Origin of the sequence: Mesorhizobium sp. M7A.F.Ca.CA.001.08.2.1, from assembly GCF_003998455.1 — a bacterium.
Taxonomy (GTDB): Bacteria; Pseudomonadota; Alphaproteobacteria; order Rhizobiales; family Rhizobiaceae; genus Mesorhizobium; species Mesorhizobium ciceri.
Genome location: NZ_RZPW01000039.1, coordinates 1 through 16,643, shown reverse-complemented (window position 1 = coordinate 16,643; position 16,643 = coordinate 1). Strand labels below are relative to the sequence as shown.

The following is a 16,643-nucleotide window of genomic DNA, read 5'->3' as shown; positions in this document are numbered from 1 at the left end:
GGCGGCACTTGCGTTGATCGTCGCCAACTCGCCGCTCGCCGAAACCTATTTCTCCGTGCTCCACGCCTATCTCGGCCCGCTCAGCGTCTCGCACTGGGTCAATGACGGGCTGATGGCGGTGTTCTTCCTGCTCGTCGGGCTGGAGATCAAGCGCGAGATGCTGGACGGCCAGCTCTCCACCTGGCCTCGGCGCGTGCTGCCCGGCATCGCCGCCGCCGGCGGCATGCTGGTTCCGGCACTCGTCTATGTCGCCGTCAACCGCAACAATGCGGCCGCCCTGTCCGGCTGGGCGATCCCGACCGCCACCGACATAGCTTTTGCGCTCGGCGTGCTGTCGCTGCTCGGCAGCCGCGTGCCGGCTTCGCTGAAGGTGTTCCTCACAGCATTGGCCATCATCGACGACCTCGGTGCCGTCATCATCATCGCCATCTTCTACACCAGCGGCTTGTCGCTGGCTTATCTGGGTGCCGCCTTCGCAATCATTGCCGCGCTTGTCGTGCTCAACCGCATGCGGGTGATGACGCTTGTGCCCTATCTCGTTCTGGGCGTCGTCCTGTGGGTTCTGGTGCTGAAATCTGGCGTCCATGCAACGCTTGCCGGCGTGGCGCTGGCGCTGACCATCCCGCTTGAGCGCTCCGCCGGGATCGGTCACGATCTGGACCATTCGCCGCTGCACCGGCTCGAGCACGGCCTGCACAAGATTGTGGCTTTCGTCGTCATCCCGATCTTCGGCTTTGCCAATGCCGGCGTTTCGCTCGCCGGCCTGACCTTTGGCGCGCTGATCGAGCCGTTGACGCTGGGTGTCGCCGCCGGCCTGGTTGTCGGCAAGCTGGTCGGCGTGTTCGGCTCCTCGGCACTTGCCATCAGGCTCGGTCTTGCCGACCTGCCCGCCAATGCCGGCTGGACGCACATGATCGGCATATCGCTGCTGTGCGGCATCGGCTTCACCATGAGCCTGTTCATCGGCCTGCTCGCCTTCGCCGGCGACGTGGCGCTGCAGGACGCGGTCAAGGTCGGCATCCTCGCCGGCTCCTTCATCGCCGCCATCCTGGGCGCTGCCGTGCTGCTCATGGCGTCCGCTAGGGGTGGCGTGGAGGACGGCGAAGAGGAGAGCCGGTCATAGAGTGAAGGACGCCGCTACTCGCTCTCACCCTCCAGCGCCGGCACCGACACGCCGGCAAGCTCCGCCGCCAGCAGCCGCGAAGCGCCGGCCCGCGCGATCCGCAGCATCAGCGCCTTGCGCGTTGCCGCTGCCATGCGGTGCTCGGGCGCATCGCGCAGGATCTCGGCGCCATAGCCGTCGGAAAGGATGAAGCCGCATTCCTGCGGGAAGATCTCCGAGGGGACGCCGGGATGGGTGGCGAAGAAGAAGCGGTCGGAATGCAGCCGGTAGTCGGGCCATTTGCGGTCGACCCTGAAATCCTCGATCGAGGATTTGATCTCGATGATCCAGATATCGCCCTGCCGGGTCAAAGCGACGAGGTCGGCACGGCGGCCGGTGGCCAGCGACAGTTCGGGCAAGACATGCGCGCCCATATCCATGAGCAGCCGCTGCACACCGCGTCGCACCAGCATGGCGCGTTCGGACTGGCGACCGTCGATGAGAGGGTTGATGGGGATGGGCGAGATGATCGGCATGCCAGGCACCATGCCAGATTCTGTTCACGGTTTGAACCTGTTTTATGCAGGCGATTGTATATTCGATATACCCGGATATACCCAAAAGAAGTCAGGCATTGATCCTTGAAAGATTGAGCTTGTGGTGCACACCATCGTTCTCATGGGGACGGGCGGCACAAAATTGAACAGCACTGATGGTGAACAACTGTGGGCCTTTGACCTTGATGCTCTGCGCAAGGCTTTCAGAAAGTCCGTTCAGGAGCATAAAGTCACCACGGCTGATTGGGCGGAGCACGCCAAGCAGTTCCTGGAAAAACAAAGAGATCGTCAGCGCAAATCGACTTGATATGCTGCGCCGGTCAATTTCCATTTGGTAACTTTAAGATAGCAGCGAAAAAATCTTTGCGCGTCACCAACCAAAGTCAGATGCAACCGCTTTAGTTCCGCGAATGCCGAATGGCATAAGCAGGGAGACGTCACTTCGACACTTTCGTGAAGTGCGCACCCCATCTGCGGGTGATGCATGGCTTTATGTAAATTAGCTAAAGCGAATATAAGAGAAAAGTGATATTTTGGAAGCAGCCGGGGCTCCCCCAATACACCCCGCTCCGGTCAGGCCCGGTGGCGGTCCACCCAAAGGAAGGCTACCGGGCCGATCCCTGCAACCAACCGGTGCCCCGCTCGTTGATCCCATGCCGGGTTGATCCCCCGGCACTCCAGGACCTGCCCGCTGCCGAGGGGCGGCGGGCCTTTTTTGCCGATTGGATTCCCCGCAGCGATAGCGAAGGCCCCGGCGGGCGCCGGGACCTTCGCGTTGCTGGTCTCGTCAGAAGTGGATCCAGAAGGATCTGCGGAAACATCTGCGGCGCCAATAGCCATTGCGCCAATAGCGACGGCAGACCCGCCTCCACCCGCGTCGGCGACGGCGGCGGTGCCATCTGCGGTGCCGCACCAACTCGACGCCATCCTGGACACTGGGACCATCCGGGTCGAGAATATCGTCGGACGGTTTGTCGAGCTCGTCGAGAATGCCGGGCCCCGTATTCGGGATGCCGGCCAAGGCGGTGGCAGGACGCGCGATTGCGACGACGGTCGCAGCCCCTGCCAGCCCAAGCATTCCAGTCAGAAACAATCGCCGATCCATGCCAACCTCCATCGTTGATCATTGCGACAAGGGAAGACATAGAGCGGCTGATTGACGCGCCCAGATGCCGAAGAAAATTGGGTCAATCGCTCTGCCGTGCCGGCGGCGGGCCTTTTTTGGCGATCTCTGACAATCCACGCGGCCAATGCGCCTGTTCCCGGGGATCATTCCTCCGACAAGCCGGCCGTCGTTGCGGCCGTTTCAATGCTCACCGGCACGCCCTGGCGCAGGGAGTTGCTGACCGTGGAAATCGCCGCGGCCCTTGTGATGATCTCCGCCGGGTCGGAGCCGTCCAGCGTCGTGCATGAAACCGCCATGGTTGACGAGGTCGCGAGCAAAGGCTTGCCTTCGAGGTTCAGCGTCACGGTCACGGCGATCTTGTCGAGCGTTACGCCCATTTCCTCGGCGACGTAGCGAAGATCGTTGCAGAAGCAGCCGCCGATCGCCAGGGCAAGCAACTGGCCGCCATTGAAGCCCAGGCCCATGCCGCCGGCCTTGCCTTCGGGCCGGTCGACGATGATCGTGTGGCCGCCGGCCCAGCCCATGGCGGCTCGCGTGTCCTCCACATTGCGCAGTTCGACGGTCATCGAGACCATTGCGGATGTCCTCCCGGCAGGAGTCGACCAGGCTTCGGGCGTCGTCGACATACGGTCATTATGCAGGCGCAGAGGCGCCCTTGTCGCTGGGCAATGCCGCGCCCGCCATGTCATCAAGGATCGGACAATCCGGCCTTTCGTCGCCGTGACAGGCATGAATCAGTTTCTGCAGCGTCGAGCGCATCGACTGCAACTCGCGCACTTTCTCCTCGATCGCCGTGACATGGGCGGCGGCGATTTCGCGCACGTTTTGGCTGGCGCGGCTGCGATCCTGGTAAAGCGCCATCAGCTGGCGGCAATCGTCGATGGAAAAGCCGAGATTGCGCGCGCGGCGCAGGAAGGCCAGCCGATGGATGTCGTCTCCGGAATAATCGCGGTAGCCATTGGCGGCGCGTGCCGGGGCGATCAGGCCGATCTCTTCATAGTAACGGATGGTCTTGGCCGGCAGGCCGGAGCGGTGGGCGGCGTCACCGACATTCATGACGGTTCTCCTCGATTTCCAGGAACCCATGGAGCAGGCCCCTTGAATTTGCTTCACAATCCTGTGAGTCCTGTTGCCAAAATGCCATAGTGATACGCTTACCGGTACGTCAAGGCAGGCATATAGGCATCGCGCGCTTGGCAAGCAAAGCAAATGCCAGCATGAATGATGATGAGAGAGCGGCCGACTCGTGCCGCCGAGTTTGGGCGGGGCACCGGATCACCTGATGCGCATGAAGTCGTTTGCAATCATCGCCGCACTGGCGCTCTCCACTGCTATCGCCGGTTGCAGCACCATCGGCTCGCAGATATTCTCCAACGACTACGGCGCGGTCACCGACGCCGGTTATCAGCTGCCGCGCATCCCGATCGAGAAAGTGCCGATGAAGTACCATCGGCAGGAAGTGAACTACGATAGCCCGGAAAAGCCGGGCACGATCATCGTCGATACGCAGAACAAGTTCCTTTATTTCATCGAGGGCGACGGAAGGGCCATTCGCTACGGCATCGGCGTCGGCCGCGAGGGCTTCGAGTGGCATGGCACCGCCCACATTGCGCTCAAGCGCGAATGGCCGACCTGGACGCCGCCGAGGCAGATGATCCAGCGCCAGCCGGAATTGGAAAAGTTTGCCGGCGGCATGGAGCCGGGCCTGAAGAACCCGCTCGGCGCGCGCGCCATGTACCTGTTCAACAAGGGCGGTGATTCAGGCTATCGCCTGCATGGCAGCCCGGAATGGAATTCGATCGGCAAGGCGATGTCGTCTGGCTGCATCCGGCTGATGAATCAGGATATCATCGACCTCTATGACCGCGCCTCGGTCGGCGCCAAGGTCATCGTTCTCTAGAGGCAGTTTTCGTACGCGGACCGTCTAGGCAACAACGGACGTCCCAAGCAGAAAACCGGGCAATTCGGCCCGGTTTTTTGTTGTTTGCGCGATGCGACGCCTGCTCGGCGGTCAGGACACCGCCGAGAACGCGGTGGGAACCAAAATTTGGTTGATGATTGTCTCGGTGATCTGGCCATCACGCTCGGAATCTTCCCGCGCCTGCGTCCAGGCAGGGTCCTTCACGAACGCCGTCCAACGCTCTTCGCGTTCGGCCAGCGATTCCCATGCCAGCATGTAGGTCAGTTCGTTGTTCGAAGCTCCGATCAGCGTGGTAAAGAAACCCGCTTGGCGGATACCGTGCTTTTCCCATAATTTGAGCGTGATCTTGTCGAAGCGATCAAGAAGCGCCGGCAAGCGTCCCGGCAAAGCCCGGTAAACCCGAAGTTCGTAGATCATTTTGGAATTCCTTCTGACCGATGCGCCGGAAGCGAAGAAATCGGACCAGACGGTCAGCAGGGTAGAATTGTCAAAACGGGCGTCAGGAGACCTGCTCGACCTGCTGCACTTCCGGCACGAAATGGCGCAGAAGGTTCTGGATGCCGTGCTTCAGCGTCGCCGTCGATGACGGGCAGCCGGCGCAGGCACCCTTCATGTGCAGGAACACCGTGCCATTCTCGAAGCCGCGGAAGGTGATGTCGCCGCCATCCTGGGCGACCGCCGGGCGCACCCGCGTGTCGAGCAGCTCCTTGATGGTGATGACCAGCTCCTCGTCGGCCTTGTCGTAGAACTCACCGGTCTGGCTGGTCTCGGCGGCCGGGCCGGCCTTGGCCATGACGGGCGCGCCGGACATGAAATGCTCCATGATGGCGCCGAGGATCGCCGGCTTCAAATGCTGCCAGTCGGGGCCATCCTTGGTCACGGTGATGAAGTCATAGCCGAAGAAAACGCCGGTGACGCCAGGAATTTCGAACAGCCGGCCGGCCAGCGGCGAGGCGACGGCGGCGCTGTCGGCATCGCGGAAATCGGCGGTGCCTTCCACAAGCACTTCCTTGCCGGGCAGGAATTTCAGCGTCGCCGGGTTTGGCGTCGATTCGGTCTGGATGAACATGGCCGTCTCCGTGCCCGTTTGGGCATCTAGTTTGGAACAATTCTAAATAGGCTCAATTGGCTGGACATTCAAGCGAAACGCATCGCCGGAATGGCTGGCTGGCGGAATGTTTTTTGCGCGCCCCTGGGACGCGCCCGACGGTGTGTTGAGATTTTCAGGTCAGGCCGGCATCACCTGAAAATCAGCACACCTCAGGCCAGGCTGTCTATTTCCTCGTCCGAAAGGTTCTGCGGCACGACAGTCACCGGGATCGGGAAGGCGGCACCCTTGCCGGCCACGGCGCCGACCAGCGGTCCCGGGCCTTCCTTGCCCGCACCGGCGGCCAGCACCAGGATGGCGATGTCCTGGTCTTCCTCGATCAATTTGTGAATCTCTTCCGTCGGCTTGCCTTCGCGGACCACCATCTCGGGCTCGATGCCGAGCTTCTGGCGCACCTTGTTGGCATAGCTGTCGAGTGCGGCGCGCGCCGTGGCGTTGGCTTCCTCGCGCATGATCTTCTCGACACCCAGCCAATGCTGGAAGTCGTCCGGCACGATGACATAGAGCAGCACCAGCGTGCCGCTGGTGCTCTGCGCCCGTTTCGAGGCATAGGCGACGGCACGCTCGCATTCCGGCGTGTCGTCGATGATCGTCAGGAATTTCCTGCGATGGCCGGCTTCGCGGCTGAGGCGTTTGGAGACCATGTCTATCTACTCGGTGTCTTGCGGCGCAATCTGCCACTGCGGCGGACCGGCGGCAAGCCGCCGGCCTTGTGCCAGTGCACCCGATGTCGCGATCAGCCCTGCAGCAGGCCGATAATGTCGCGCACCGTCTTCATCGTCGCTTCGGCCAGCACGCCGGCGCGCTCGCCGCCGTCCTTAAGCACCGCGTCGACATAGGCGCGGTCATCCGAAATGCGGCGCATCTCGCTGGCGATCGGCGCCAGTTTTTCCACAGCAAGATCGGCCAAGGCCGGCTTGAACACGGAAAACTGCTGGCCGGCGAATTGCTTGAGCACATCCGCCTTCGACATCTCGGCGAGACCCGCATAGATGCCGACCAGGTTTTCTGCCTCGGGCCGGCCGGCCAGGCCATCCAGCTCGCTCGGCAACGCTTCCGGATCGGTCTTGGCCTTGCGGATCTTCTTCGAGATGTCATCGGCGTCGTCGGTCAGGTTGATGCGCGACAGATCAGACGGGTCCGATTTGGACATCTTCTTGGAGCCGTCGCGCAGCGACATGATGCGCGCCGCCGGCCCGCCGATGACCGGCTCGGTCAGCGGGAAATAGCCGTTCACGGTCTCTTCGCCGACCTGCATCTCGACGCCGACGCCGAGCGCTGCGATACGGTCGGAGAAGTCGTTGTTGAATTTCTGCGCGATGTCGCGGGTGAGCTCCAGATGCTGTTTCTGGTCCTCACCGACAGGGACGTGGGTGGCACGGTAGAGCAGGATGTCGGCAGCCATCAGCGAGGGATAGGCGAGCAGGCCGAGCGAGGCATTCTCGCGGTCCTTGCCGGCCTTGTCCTTGAACTGCGTCATGCGGTTCATCCAGCCGATGCGCGCCACGCAATTGAAGATCCAGGCAAGCTCCGCGTGCTGCATGACCCGCGACTGGTTGAAGACGATGTGCTTCTTCGGATCGATGCCCGAGGCCAGGAACGCAGCGGTGATAGACCGCGTCTGGTCGGCCAGGTCTTCATAGACGAGTTGGGCTGTCAGCGAATGCAGGTCGACGACGCAATAGATGCAATCGGAGGTGTCCTGCAGGGCAACGAATTTCTTGATGGCGCCGAGATAATTGCCGAGGTGCAGATTGCCGGTCGGCTGGACACCGGAAAAGACGAGTGGCTTGAAGGCGGTCATGATTGTCCTCATGGCTTGTGGAGGGCCGTATAAGCGTGATTCCGAAAAGTTGCAGACTTTTCGGAGCCAATCACGCGGCTGGAAACCGCGCGCGGCGAAAGTCTTGCGACGGGCGCGCTTATGGACGAAGACGGCGCTGCGATCAAGACGGCGCTGCGAGCGTGTCGTGCGCTACTCGTCAAGTTCGGTCTTTGCGATCGGTGGCGCCGACTTGCCAGATCCCCGCTTGACGTTGCGACGGATCATGCCGAAATCGGCGCCCCCGGTGGCAAACGCCGTGATGAAGTACAGCAGCGCCCCACCCGCGACCAGCGACAGCAGCGTCGTCGCCTTGACCACCAGCGGCGAGCCGGGCCCGAGCCTGACGGCGAACCAATGCTCGGCAAAATAGAGCGCTGCCCCCATCACGATAGCCGACAGCACCAGACGTGGAATGCGCTTCATCAGCGGCACGTCGCGGCCCCAGTGGCCGCGCCGGATCAGGACGCCGAGCAGCATCACCGCGTTGACCCAGCCGGCGACGGCCGAGGCCACCGCGATGCCGGGCGCGCCCATCCGTGGAAACAGCGTCAGCGCCGTGGTGACGTTCACCGCCACCGAGATGGCGGCAAAGATCATCGGAGTACGCGTGTCCTCTCGGGCGAAATAGCCCGGCGTGAATGCCTTGATCAGCACGAAGGCCGGGAGGCCGAGGCCGAAGATCGCCAGGATCGCCGCCACCGTCGGCGTCGAGCCGTTGGCGGCGAACGCGCCGCGCTCATAGACCAGCCGTACGATCGGCTCCGACATCACCCAGAGTGCGGCGGCTGCCGGCAGCGTCAGGAACAGCGTGAACTCGACCGAGCGGTTTTGCAGATTGGCCGCCTCGATCAGATTGCCCGACTTCAGCGCGCGCGACAGTTCGGGCAACAGCACGATGGCGACCGCGACACCGACCACGCCGAGCGGCAACTGGTAGATGCGGTCGGCATAGGCGAGCGAGGACACCGCGCTGTTCTGCGCCGAGGCGATCGCCGTGCCGATCAGCTGGTTGATCTGTGTGATGCCGCCGGTGATGGCCGCCGGCAGCGCCAGGATCAGCAGCCGCTTGACCGCGGGCGTCATTTTGGGACGGCGAAAGCCGATCGAGATGCCGGCATGGCGCACTGCCACCCAGACGATCGCCAGCTGCACCAGTCCGGCGGCAAGCACGCCCCAGGACAGCCCGTAGCCGACTGTGAGGGCATCCGAGCCCTTGTACCAGGCATAGGCGAGCACGCCGATCAGGATGATGTTGAGGAACACCGGCGCCACGGCGGCGGCGAAATAGCGGCGCAGCGAATTCAGCATGCCCGCCATCATCGCGCCCAGCGACATGCAGATCAGATAAGGGAACATGATCGTCGCCAGCGTCACCGTGGTGTCGAACTTCCCCGGCGTGCCGGCAAAACCCGGCGCCACCAGATAGCGCACGATCAGCGGCATCGACAGTTCCATGATGATGGTCAGCGCCAGCAGCGCCGTGAACAGCACGCCGAACACTTCCTCGGAAAAGCGCTTGGCGCCTTCGGTGCCGTGGGTCTCGATCTCCTTGGCGAACAGCGGCACGAAGGCGGCGTTGAAGGCGCCCTCGGCAAACAGCCGGCGAAAGGTGTTGGGAAACTGGAAGGCGGCGTTGAAGGCATCGGCGACCGGTCCGGTGCCGAGTGCGGCGGCCATCAGCATCTCGCGGCCGAAACCGAGCGCGCGGCTCATCAGCGTGCCGGAAGCGACCGTTGCGAATTTCTTGACGAGGCTCATGCTTTTGGGAACTGCCTGCGGAATTGGGACAAAGTGATGGTCGTTGTCACTCGGCCGCCGCCCTGGACTTGCCGCCGCGTTCGGGCACGATGCCTTCGAGCGTTGCCATCAGCCGATTGCGGATGGTGGCGATGCGGGCCGGGCTATCTATCTTCTGGCCAGTGAGATCGGTGACATAGAAAGTGTCGATGACCTTTTCGCCGAAGGTGGTGATGTGGGCCGATGCGATGTCAAGCGACAGGTCGGAAAGCGTTCCGGTGATCTCCGACAGCAGCCCAGGCCGGTCGAGGCCCTCGACCTCGATGACCGAAAAACGATTCGACAGCGTGTTGCGGATTTCGGCACGCGGCGGGATCTTGAACACCTTGGAGCCGCGCCGCGGCTTGGTGCGCTTCTCGATCATTTCCGGCAGCCAGCTCTTGCCCGACAGCACGTCCTCGATCAGCCGGCCGACACGCTCGGCACGCCGGCGCTCGTCCTCGTCGCGGTCGAACTCTCTGCTGATCAGGATCGTGTCGAGCGCACGGCCGTCCGACGTCGTGAAGATCTGCGCGTCGACAATGTTGCCGCCGGCCCCGGCGCACGCCCCGGCGATGACCGAGAGCAGGCGGGGGTGGTCCTGCGCCAGCACGGTGATTTCGGTCACCGCCTCGAACTGGTGGGTCTTGACCATGGTGGCAAGCTTGTTGCCTGACGCGTCAGCCTCACGAATGAATTCGGCATGGCGCAGCTGGTCTGCGAGATCGACGGTCAAAAGGTAATTCTCGTAGTGCTGGCCGACATAGCGCTTGCGGGTCTTGTCCGGCCAGTCGGCAAGCGCCTCGGCCAGACGCTCGCGCGCCGCCGCCGTGCGTTGCGCGCGCGACACTTCCGAAAACCCGCCGGTCAACAGCAATTCGGTCTCGTAGTAGAGCGTGCGCAGCAACTGGCCCTTCCAGCCGTTCCAGACACCCGGTCCGACGCCCCTGATGTCGCAGACGGTGAGGATCAAAAGCAGCTTCAGCCGCTCGACCGACTGCACGATCGCGGCGAAATCCTCGATGGTCTTGCGGTCGTTGAGATCGCGGGTCTGGGCTGTCATCGACATCACGAGATGGTTCTCGACCAGCCAGGCAACGGTTTCAGTATCGGCAGGCGACAGCCCCATATGCGGACAGATGCGGCGTGCGATCCTGGCCCCCGCCTCGGAATGGTCCTCCGGCCTGCCCTTGGCGATGTCGTGCAGCAGTACGGCGACATAGAGCGCCTCGCGGCTCTTCTTCAGCCCCGGCATCAGCGTGTGCGACAGGGGATGGACCTTTTCGCCGTCGCCGCGTTCGATCTCGGCCAGCACGCCGATGCAGCGGATGAGGTGCTCGTCCACCGTGTAGTGGTGGTACATCGAGAACTGCATCATGGCGACGATCTTGCCGAAATCCGGGATCAGCCTGCCGAGCAGCCCGGCCTCGTTCATGCGGCGCAGATTGAGTTCGGCATTGCGATCCGAGGTCAATATGTCGAGGAACAGCCGGTTGGCCTCCTCGTCGCGCCGCAGCGACTTGTTGACCAGGCCGAGCGAACGGGTCAGCAGCTTCAGCGCATCGGGGTGGAATTCCAGACCGTGCTTGTCGGCGAACCAGAACAGCCTGAGCAGATTGACCGGATCGCGCTCGAACACCTGGTCGTCGGCGATGTTGATGCGGTGGTTGTCGACAATGAAGTCCGACGTGCCGGCCAGCTTGCGCTTGCGCCGCGAGAAAGTCAGGAAGATGCGGTTGAAGCCCGGCACGTGCTTGGCCTGCTCCTCCTCGAGCGCGGCACAGAAGATGCGGGTCAGGTCGCCGACGTCCTTGGCAACGAGGAAGTAGTGCTTCATGAAGCGCTCGACCGCCGACAGGCCGGGGTGCGTGGTGTAGCCGAGCCGTTCGGCGATCTCGCGCTGGATGTCGAAATGCAGCCGCTCCTCGGCCTTGCCGGTGAGGAAATGCATGTGACAGCGTACCGCCCACAGGAAATCCTCGGCTTTCTGGAACTCGCGGTACTCACCCTCGGTGAAGACGCCTTTATCGACCAATTCCTCGCCGGTGCGCACCCGGTAGAAATATTTGCCGATCCAGAACAGCGTCTGCAGATCGCGCAGGCCACCCTTGCCGTCCTTGACGTTGGGCTCGACCAGATAGCGGCTTTCGCCGGCCTTGGCATGGCGGTCATCGCGTTCGGCAAGCTTGGCCTGGACATATTCGGGGCCGGTCGTGCGCACCACCTCATGGTCGAAGCGCAGCATCAGTTCATCATAGAGCTTTTCCTCGCCCCACAGGAAACGTGCTTCGAGGATCGAGGTGCGGATGGTGACATCGGTGCGCGACAGGCGCAGGCATTCGTCGATATTGCGTGTGGCGTGGCCGACCTTCAGCCCCAGGTCCCACAGCATGTAGAGCATGTATTCGACTGTCTGTTCGCCCCACGGCGTCTGCTTGTAAGGCAGCAGGAACAACAGGTCGATGTCGGACCCCGGCGCCAGCGTTCCACGGCCGTAGCCGCCGACAGCGACGACGGCCATGCGCTCCGCGGAGGACGGGTTCTTGACCCGGTAGACATGGGTGACGGCGAAATCGTAAAGCGCCCGGATGATCTCGTCCATGAGATGCGACAGCCGCGCCGCGCAGGCGCTGCCGCCGCCATCGTCCCTCAGCATGCGTTCGGCAATGGCGCGCCCGTCCGCCAGTCGTCCCTTGAGCAGTTGGAGCACACCATTGCGCGCAGCCTGCCCTGAGCCGTCGCCCGCCGTGGCCGCGGTCAGCGCGGTCATCTCGCGGCGCAAGGCTTCGCCGTCGATCAATTCGTCGAGCTTCAGGGAGATTCTTGCCATATATCCAGTCGGCCTTGCCGTTTCGGCGGCGTCTATAGCGCGTTTTGGCGGCGCTGGGTATGGGGCGTTGAAGCCGGTTCAAGACCCGGCTGAGTTTTGGCTCGGATAAGTAAATGGAATGACCATTCTCCGCTTCAGTCGACCGAAATCGACAATGCGCTTGCCTATTCGCCGAGCCTCGGCTTTGACCCTCGCTATGGCTGTCTTTCTGCGTTTCCCGGTCCCGGCGGGTGCGGCGCACTGGATATCCCGCTTTTCTCTGAGCAGGCTTGGCAAATGGAGCGCCCTGTCGCCAAGGAACTGATCTTGCGCGCAGAGCGCAGGAACAAGCTGGTAGATCGTCTCGCCTCGCAAAACCGAAAACTCCGGGTTGAAGACAAGGTCGTCGACAGCGATGCCGATCTCCTCGGTGGCCTTGATCAGGTCGAGCGCGGTTTGCCTGGAGATGATGTAGCCGGCGGTTCCTATATGTCCGGCGTCGAGTTTGGATGTGGAAAAGCCGTGACCGATGGCAATGCGCTTGCGTCGGATCACGGTCTTACAGAAGTAGCTTTCGAGCTTGACGACTTCGGCATCGGCTGGGATCCAGTCGCTGTCGCGAAGCAATGCGCCGGCTTTTGCGGCAAAGACGATGTCGTCCTCGAAAATCGCCCCGTAGCGGGCGTCGCCTTGGGCGATGACAGCCCAGCAGGCCCGGTGACTGAGCAGGCAGGCGATCTCGCCGTCAGTCAATGGCAGCCTGTTCCGATATCCGACATTTTGCGGCAGCTGGTCCAGCTCCGGCCGGTCGCGTGCGTCTATGGCCTGAACGCGTTCGAATGCAACGCCGATGCGGGCAAACTCCGCCGTCACACGGGCAAGGCGATCGGGAGACCGATCGAGATTGATGACCAGACGCTTCATTGCCGAAGAAAATCCCCACCCCCGCGACGCTCGCGCTTTCTAGCAGGCCTGGTGTTGCCGCGTGAGACTTTTTCTGGGGTGGATGGACGCGCCGTGGACCGGAGAAGAAAAGTCGAAACAGCCCTTGACCTTCCAGTTACTGGAAGCCCTATCTCCGCGTCACACCGATCCATCGAGGCATTTTCGAATGACGCATTCCGATCACGATCATCACGCGCACGGTAGCTGCTGCTCGACAAAAGGCGCCGTGCCCACCACGAAGAGCGTCGTCCGCGACCCGGTCTGCGGCATGACTGTCGATCCGGCGGCTGGCAAGCCGACGGCCGAGCATGATGGCCATCTCTATCATTTCTGCAGCCAGGGCTGCCGCACGAAATTCGTCGCCGAACCGGAAAAATTCCTGACCGCCACCGATCCGGTCTGCGGCATGAGCGTCGACCGCGCGACAGCCAGTCATTTTGCCCGCCACGAAGGCCGGGGCTTCTATTTCTGCTCGGCCGCTTGCCAGGCGAAATTCGAGGCGGAGCCGCAAAAATATCTCGGCGGCAGGCCAGCACCGCAGCCGATGCCCAAGGGCACGCAATACACCTGCCCGATGCACCCGGAGATCGTCCGCGACAAGCCCGGATCCTGCCCGAAATGCGGCATGGCGCTGGAGCCGATGGGCGTACCAACGGGTGACGAGGGTCCCAATCCGGAACTGGTCGATTTCACCAGGCGATTCTGGGTCAGTGCCGCTCTATCCGTCCCTTTGCTGGTCGTCGCCATGGCGCCGATGCTTGGCCTGACTTTCCAGGCTTTTGTCGACGAGCGGACGAAGGTCTGGCTTGAGCTGGCATTGGCCAGCCCCGTCGTGTTGTGGGCGGCACTGCCTTTCTTCCACCGCGGCTGGGATTCGCTCGTCAACCGCAGCCCCAACATGTGGACGCTGATCTCGCTCGGCGTCGGCGCTGCCTATCTCTACAGCGTCGTCGCCACGCTGTTTCCGGATATCTTTCCGCATCAGTTCCGCGGCCATGGCGGTGCGGTGCCGGTTTATTTCGAGGCTGCCGCCGTCATCGTCGCGCTGGTCTTCCTTGGCCAGGTGCTGGAGCTACGCGCCCGTGAAAAGACCGGTTCGGCGATCCGCGCCTTGCTCGATCTCGCACCGAAGACAGCGCGGCTGATCGCCGCCGATGGTTCCGAAAACGACGTGCCTCTGGACGCCGTCAAGGCCGGCGATCGCCTGCGCATACGCCCCGGTGACGCCGTGCCGGTCGATGGCACGGTGCTGGAAGGACGATCCTCGCTCGACGAATCGATGATCACGGGCGAGCCGTTGCCGGTCGAGAAGGTCGAGGGCGATGCGCTGACCGGCGGCACGCTCAACAAGAATGGTGCGCTGATCATGCGCGCTGAGAAGGTCGGCGCCGAGACGACGCTGGCGCGCATCGTCGAGCTCGTCGCCAAGGCGCAGCGCTCGCGCGCCCCGATCCAAGGGTTGGCTGATCGCGTTTCTTTCTACTTTGTCCCGGCCGTCGTCCTTGTCGCGATTGTCGCCTTCATCGCCTGGGCCGTGTTTGGACCCGAGCCCAGCCTGATCTTTGCCATCGTCTCGGCGGTGTCGGTGCTGATCATCGCTTGTCCCTGTGCGCTCGGCCTCGCCACGCCGATGTCGATCATGACCGCCACCGGGCGCGGGGCGCATGCCGGCGTGCTGATCAAGGAAGCCGCAGCACTCGAACGCTTCGCTTCCGTCGACACGCTGATCGTCGACAAGACGGGGACGCTGACCGAAGGCCGGCCGAAGCTGACCGATGTCGTCACGGCAAACGGCTTCTCCGAAGACGAATTGCTGGCGCTTGCCGCGGGCCTGGAGAAAGGCTCGGAGCATCCGCTGGCTGAAGCCATCGTCGACGGCGCCGCTACGCGCGGCGTGACCGTTGCAGAGGCCAGCGGCTTCGAGGCGGTCACCGGGAAGGGTGTGTCCGGTTCGGTCTCGGGAAAGACGGTCGCGCTCGGGAACGCCGCGATGATGGCCGACCTTGGCGTCGACATCGCATCCATCTCGGCCAAGGCCGAGGCGTTGCAACTCGAAGGCAAGACGGCGATGTTCGTCGCTGTCGACAAAAAACTGGCCGGCATCGTCGCCGTCGCCGACCCTATCAAGATAACGACGGCCGAGGCGATCAAGGCGCTGCATGAAAGCGGCTTGCGGATCGTCATGGCGACCGGCGACAATGAACGCACGGCCAACGCGATCGCCAGAAGCCTCGGCATCGACGAGGTCCGCGCCGACCTGCTGCCGGAACAGAAGGCAGCCCTTGTCGAGGAACTGCGCGCAAAAGGCACCGGCGTTGCCATGGCCGGCGACGGCGTCAACGATGCACCGGCCCTTGCCGCCGCCGATGTCGGCATCGCCATGGGCACCGGCGCCGATGTCGCCGTCGAAAGCGCCGGCATCACCTTGGTCAAAGGCGACCTCAACGGCATCGTGCGGGCGCGCACGCTGGCTCAGGCGACGATCCGCAACATCCGTCAGAACCTGTTCTTTGCCTTCCTCTACAACGTGCTTGGCGTGCCGGTCGCCGCCGGCGTGCTCTATCCGCTCACTGGCACGCTTCTGTCGCCGATGCTGGCAGCGGCGGCGATGAGCCTGTCCTCGGTGTCGGTGATCGCAAACGCATTGCGGCTGAGAACATTGAAACTCTGATCCAAGCCCCCAAATACGAAACCCATCCACAGGAGACCATGTATGACCTTCGCCAAAAAACTCGTGCTGCTGCTGATGGCGGCCGGAATGCTGGTTGCCGTCTTCCTCGAAAGCGTTCCGGCGCAGAGCGAAGAGATGAAACACGACATGGGCGCTATGGCGACGGACGCGACCAGTCCTTCGACGGAAGGCTACAAGGCGGCGATGGACAAGATGCATGCCGACATGATGGCGTCCGACTATACCGGCAATGCCGACGTCGATTTCGTCAGAGGCATGATCCCGCACCATCAGGGCGCGATCGACATGGCCAAGGTTGAACTTGCCAATGGCAAGGACCCGGAAATCCGCAAGCTGGCCGAAGGCGTCATCGCCGCGCAGGAAGCAGAGATCAAGCAGATGCAGGCCTGGCTCGCCGCCCATCCGGTGAAGTAAGTCTTCGGCCATCGCCAGCGCGGCGAGAACGCCTCTGGATTTATCGCCCAGCCTGCGATGCGATCCGGCCCCAACTGGAGCCCGCCATGCCACCGACCATCAGAACCACCAAACTGCCCTTCGGCGAAGCCGTTCAGGTGCTTGGCCAGGGCACATGGAAGATGGGCGAAGATTCCCGTCGCCGCGCCGATGAGGTGAATGCCCTCAAGCTCGGCCTCGACCTCGGCATCACGTTGATCGACACCGCCGAAATGTATGCCAGCGGCGGTGCCGAGGAGGTGGTGGCCGAAGCCATTGCCGGGCGCCGCGACGAGACCTTCCTGGTCTCGAAAGTGCTACCGTCGAACGCCTCGCGCGCGGGCGTGCAG

16 protein-coding genes are annotated in these 16,643 nt (G+C 62.9%); 5 read left to right on the top strand and 11 right to left on the bottom strand.

Annotation, left to right across the window (positions count from 1 at the left end; all coding sequences use genetic code 11):
• The coding region (nhaA, locus tag EN914_RS04490) for a Na+/H+ antiporter NhaA (protein WP_127389011.1) at positions 1-1,123 on the top strand (1,123 nt) is incomplete at its 5' end.
• 14 nt (positions 1,124-1,137) lie between these two features.
• Here the strand turns inward: nhaA and EN914_RS04485 are convergent.
• The 4 genes from EN914_RS04485 to cueR all read right to left on the bottom strand — a co-directional run bounded on the left by EN914_RS04485 (position 1,138) and on the right by cueR (position 3,841).
• Positions 1,138-1,638, bottom strand: coding sequence for an MmcB family DNA repair protein (locus EN914_RS04485; RefSeq protein ID WP_050580417.1), 501 nt, complete (start codon positions 1,636-1,638; stop codon positions 1,138-1,140).
• Positions 1,639-1,729: 91 nt separating this feature from the next.
• Positions 1,730-1,990, bottom strand: coding sequence for a hypothetical protein (locus EN914_RS04480; RefSeq protein ID WP_127219059.1), 261 nt, complete (start codon positions 1,988-1,990; stop codon positions 1,730-1,732).
• Positions 1,991-2,928: 938 nt separating this feature from the next.
• Positions 2,929-3,360, bottom strand: coding sequence for an OsmC family protein (locus EN914_RS04470; protein ID WP_024501804.1), 432 nt, complete (start codon positions 3,358-3,360; stop codon positions 2,929-2,931).
• A 58-nt stretch (positions 3,361-3,418) separates the two neighbouring features.
• Positions 3,419-3,841, bottom strand: coding sequence for a Cu(I)-responsive transcriptional regulator (gene cueR / locus EN914_RS04465; protein ID WP_024501803.1), 423 nt, complete (start codon positions 3,839-3,841; stop codon positions 3,419-3,421).
• A 226-nt stretch (positions 3,842-4,067) separates the two neighbouring features.
• Here cueR and EN914_RS04460 point away from each other — a divergent pair, with 226 nt between their 5' ends.
• Positions 4,068-4,685, top strand: a complete 618-nt coding sequence (locus EN914_RS04460; RefSeq protein ID WP_013528066.1) for a L,D-transpeptidase — start codon at positions 4,068-4,070, stop codon at positions 4,683-4,685.
• 111 nt (positions 4,686-4,796) lie between these two features.
• Here the strand turns inward: EN914_RS04460 and EN914_RS04455 are convergent, their stop codons facing one another.
• The 7 genes from EN914_RS04455 to EN914_RS04425 form a co-directional block, all read right to left on the bottom strand.
• Entirely contained in the window at positions 4,797-5,123 is a 327-nt protein-coding gene (locus EN914_RS04455; RefSeq protein ID WP_013528065.1) for an NIPSNAP family protein, read from the bottom strand.
• 82 nt (positions 5,124-5,205) lie between these two features.
• On the bottom strand, positions 5,206-5,775 hold the full coding sequence (locus tag EN914_RS04450) for a NifU family protein (RefSeq protein WP_013528064.1): 570 nt from the start codon (positions 5,773-5,775) through the stop codon (positions 5,206-5,208).
• A 191-nt stretch (positions 5,776-5,966) separates the two neighbouring features.
• Positions 5,967-6,458, bottom strand: coding sequence for a universal stress protein (locus tag EN914_RS04445; RefSeq protein ID WP_013528063.1), 492 nt, complete (start codon positions 6,456-6,458; stop codon positions 5,967-5,969).
• Between the two features lie 92 nt (positions 6,459-6,550).
• Positions 6,551-7,618, bottom strand: coding sequence for a tryptophan--tRNA ligase (gene trpS, locus EN914_RS04440; RefSeq protein ID WP_013528062.1), 1,068 nt, complete (start codon positions 7,616-7,618; stop codon positions 6,551-6,553).
• Positions 7,619-7,789: 171 nt separating this feature from the next.
• Positions 7,790-9,397: a murein biosynthesis integral membrane protein MurJ gene (gene murJ, locus EN914_RS04435; protein WP_024501802.1), complete on the bottom strand. Its 1,608-nt coding sequence runs from the start codon at positions 9,395-9,397 to the stop codon at positions 7,790-7,792.
• Between the two features lie 46 nt (positions 9,398-9,443).
• Entirely contained in the window at positions 9,444-12,245 is a 2,802-nt protein-coding gene (locus EN914_RS04430; RefSeq protein WP_024501801.1) for a [protein-PII] uridylyltransferase, read from the bottom strand.
• Between the two features lie 78 nt (positions 12,246-12,323).
• Positions 12,324-13,148, bottom strand: a complete 825-nt coding sequence (locus EN914_RS04425) for a glycosyltransferase family 25 protein (RefSeq protein WP_024501800.1) — start codon at positions 13,146-13,148, stop codon at positions 12,324-12,326.
• A gap of 187 nt (positions 13,149-13,335) precedes the next feature.
• Here EN914_RS04425 and EN914_RS04420 point away from each other — a divergent pair, with 187 nt between their 5' ends.
• The 3 genes from EN914_RS04420 to EN914_RS04410 form a co-directional block, all read left to right on the top strand.
• Entirely contained in the window at positions 13,336-15,840 is a 2,505-nt protein-coding gene (locus EN914_RS04420; protein WP_024501799.1) for a heavy metal translocating P-type ATPase, read from the top strand.
• 42 nt (positions 15,841-15,882) lie between these two features.
• Positions 15,883-16,275, top strand: a complete 393-nt coding sequence (locus EN914_RS04415; protein ID WP_013528057.1) for a DUF305 domain-containing protein — start codon at positions 15,883-15,885, stop codon at positions 16,273-16,275.
• Between the two features lie 86 nt (positions 16,276-16,361).
• Positions 16,362-16,643, top strand: a 282-nt coding sequence (locus tag EN914_RS04410; RefSeq protein ID WP_206527179.1) for an aldo/keto reductase, incomplete at its 3' end; no start/stop codon positions are given.

What these genes read in the sequence shown, in the direction of transcription:
- EN914_RS04425 (WP_024501800.1), bottom strand. Translation starts at nt 13,148, where the DNA reads ATGAAGCGTCTGGTCATCAATCTCGATCGGTCTCCCGATCGCCTTGCC.
- EN914_RS04445 (WP_013528063.1), bottom strand. Translation starts at nt 6,458, where the DNA reads ATGGTCTCCAAACGCCTCAGCCGCGAAGCCGGCCATCGCAGGAAATTC.
- trpS (WP_013528062.1), bottom strand. Translation starts at nt 7,618, where the DNA reads ATGACCGCCTTCAAGCCACTCGTCTTTTCCGGTGTCCAGCCGACCGGC.
- EN914_RS04485 (WP_050580417.1), bottom strand. Translation starts at nt 1,638, where the DNA reads ATGCCGATCATCTCGCCCATCCCCATCAACCCTCTCATCGACGGTCGC.
- cueR (WP_024501803.1), bottom strand. Translation starts at nt 3,841, where the DNA reads ATGAATGTCGGTGACGCCGCCCACCGCTCCGGCCTGCCGGCCAAGACC.
- EN914_RS04415 (WP_013528057.1), top strand. Translation starts at nt 15,883, where the DNA reads ATGACCTTCGCCAAAAAACTCGTGCTGCTGCTGATGGCGGCCGGAATG.
- EN914_RS04420 (WP_024501799.1), top strand. Translation starts at nt 13,336, where the DNA reads ATGACGCATTCCGATCACGATCATCACGCGCACGGTAGCTGCTGCTCG.
- murJ (WP_024501802.1), bottom strand. Translation starts at nt 9,397, where the DNA reads ATGAGCCTCGTCAAGAAATTCGCAACGGTCGCTTCCGGCACGCTGATG.
- EN914_RS04470 (WP_024501804.1), bottom strand. Translation starts at nt 3,360, where the DNA reads ATGGTCTCGATGACCGTCGAACTGCGCAATGTGGAGGACACGCGAGCC.
- EN914_RS04430 (WP_024501801.1), bottom strand. Translation starts at nt 12,245, where the DNA reads ATGGCAAGAATCTCCCTGAAGCTCGACGAATTGATCGACGGCGAAGCC.
- EN914_RS04460 (WP_013528066.1), top strand. Translation starts at nt 4,068, where the DNA reads ATGCGCATGAAGTCGTTTGCAATCATCGCCGCACTGGCGCTCTCCACT.
- EN914_RS04480 (WP_127219059.1), bottom strand. Translation starts at nt 1,990, where the DNA reads ATGGAAATTGACCGGCGCAGCATATCAAGTCGATTTGCGCTGACGATC.
- EN914_RS04455 (WP_013528065.1), bottom strand. Translation starts at nt 5,123, where the DNA reads ATGATCTACGAACTTCGGGTTTACCGGGCTTTGCCGGGACGCTTGCCG.
- EN914_RS04450 (WP_013528064.1), bottom strand. Translation starts at nt 5,775, where the DNA reads ATGTTCATCCAGACCGAATCGACGCCAAACCCGGCGACGCTGAAATTC.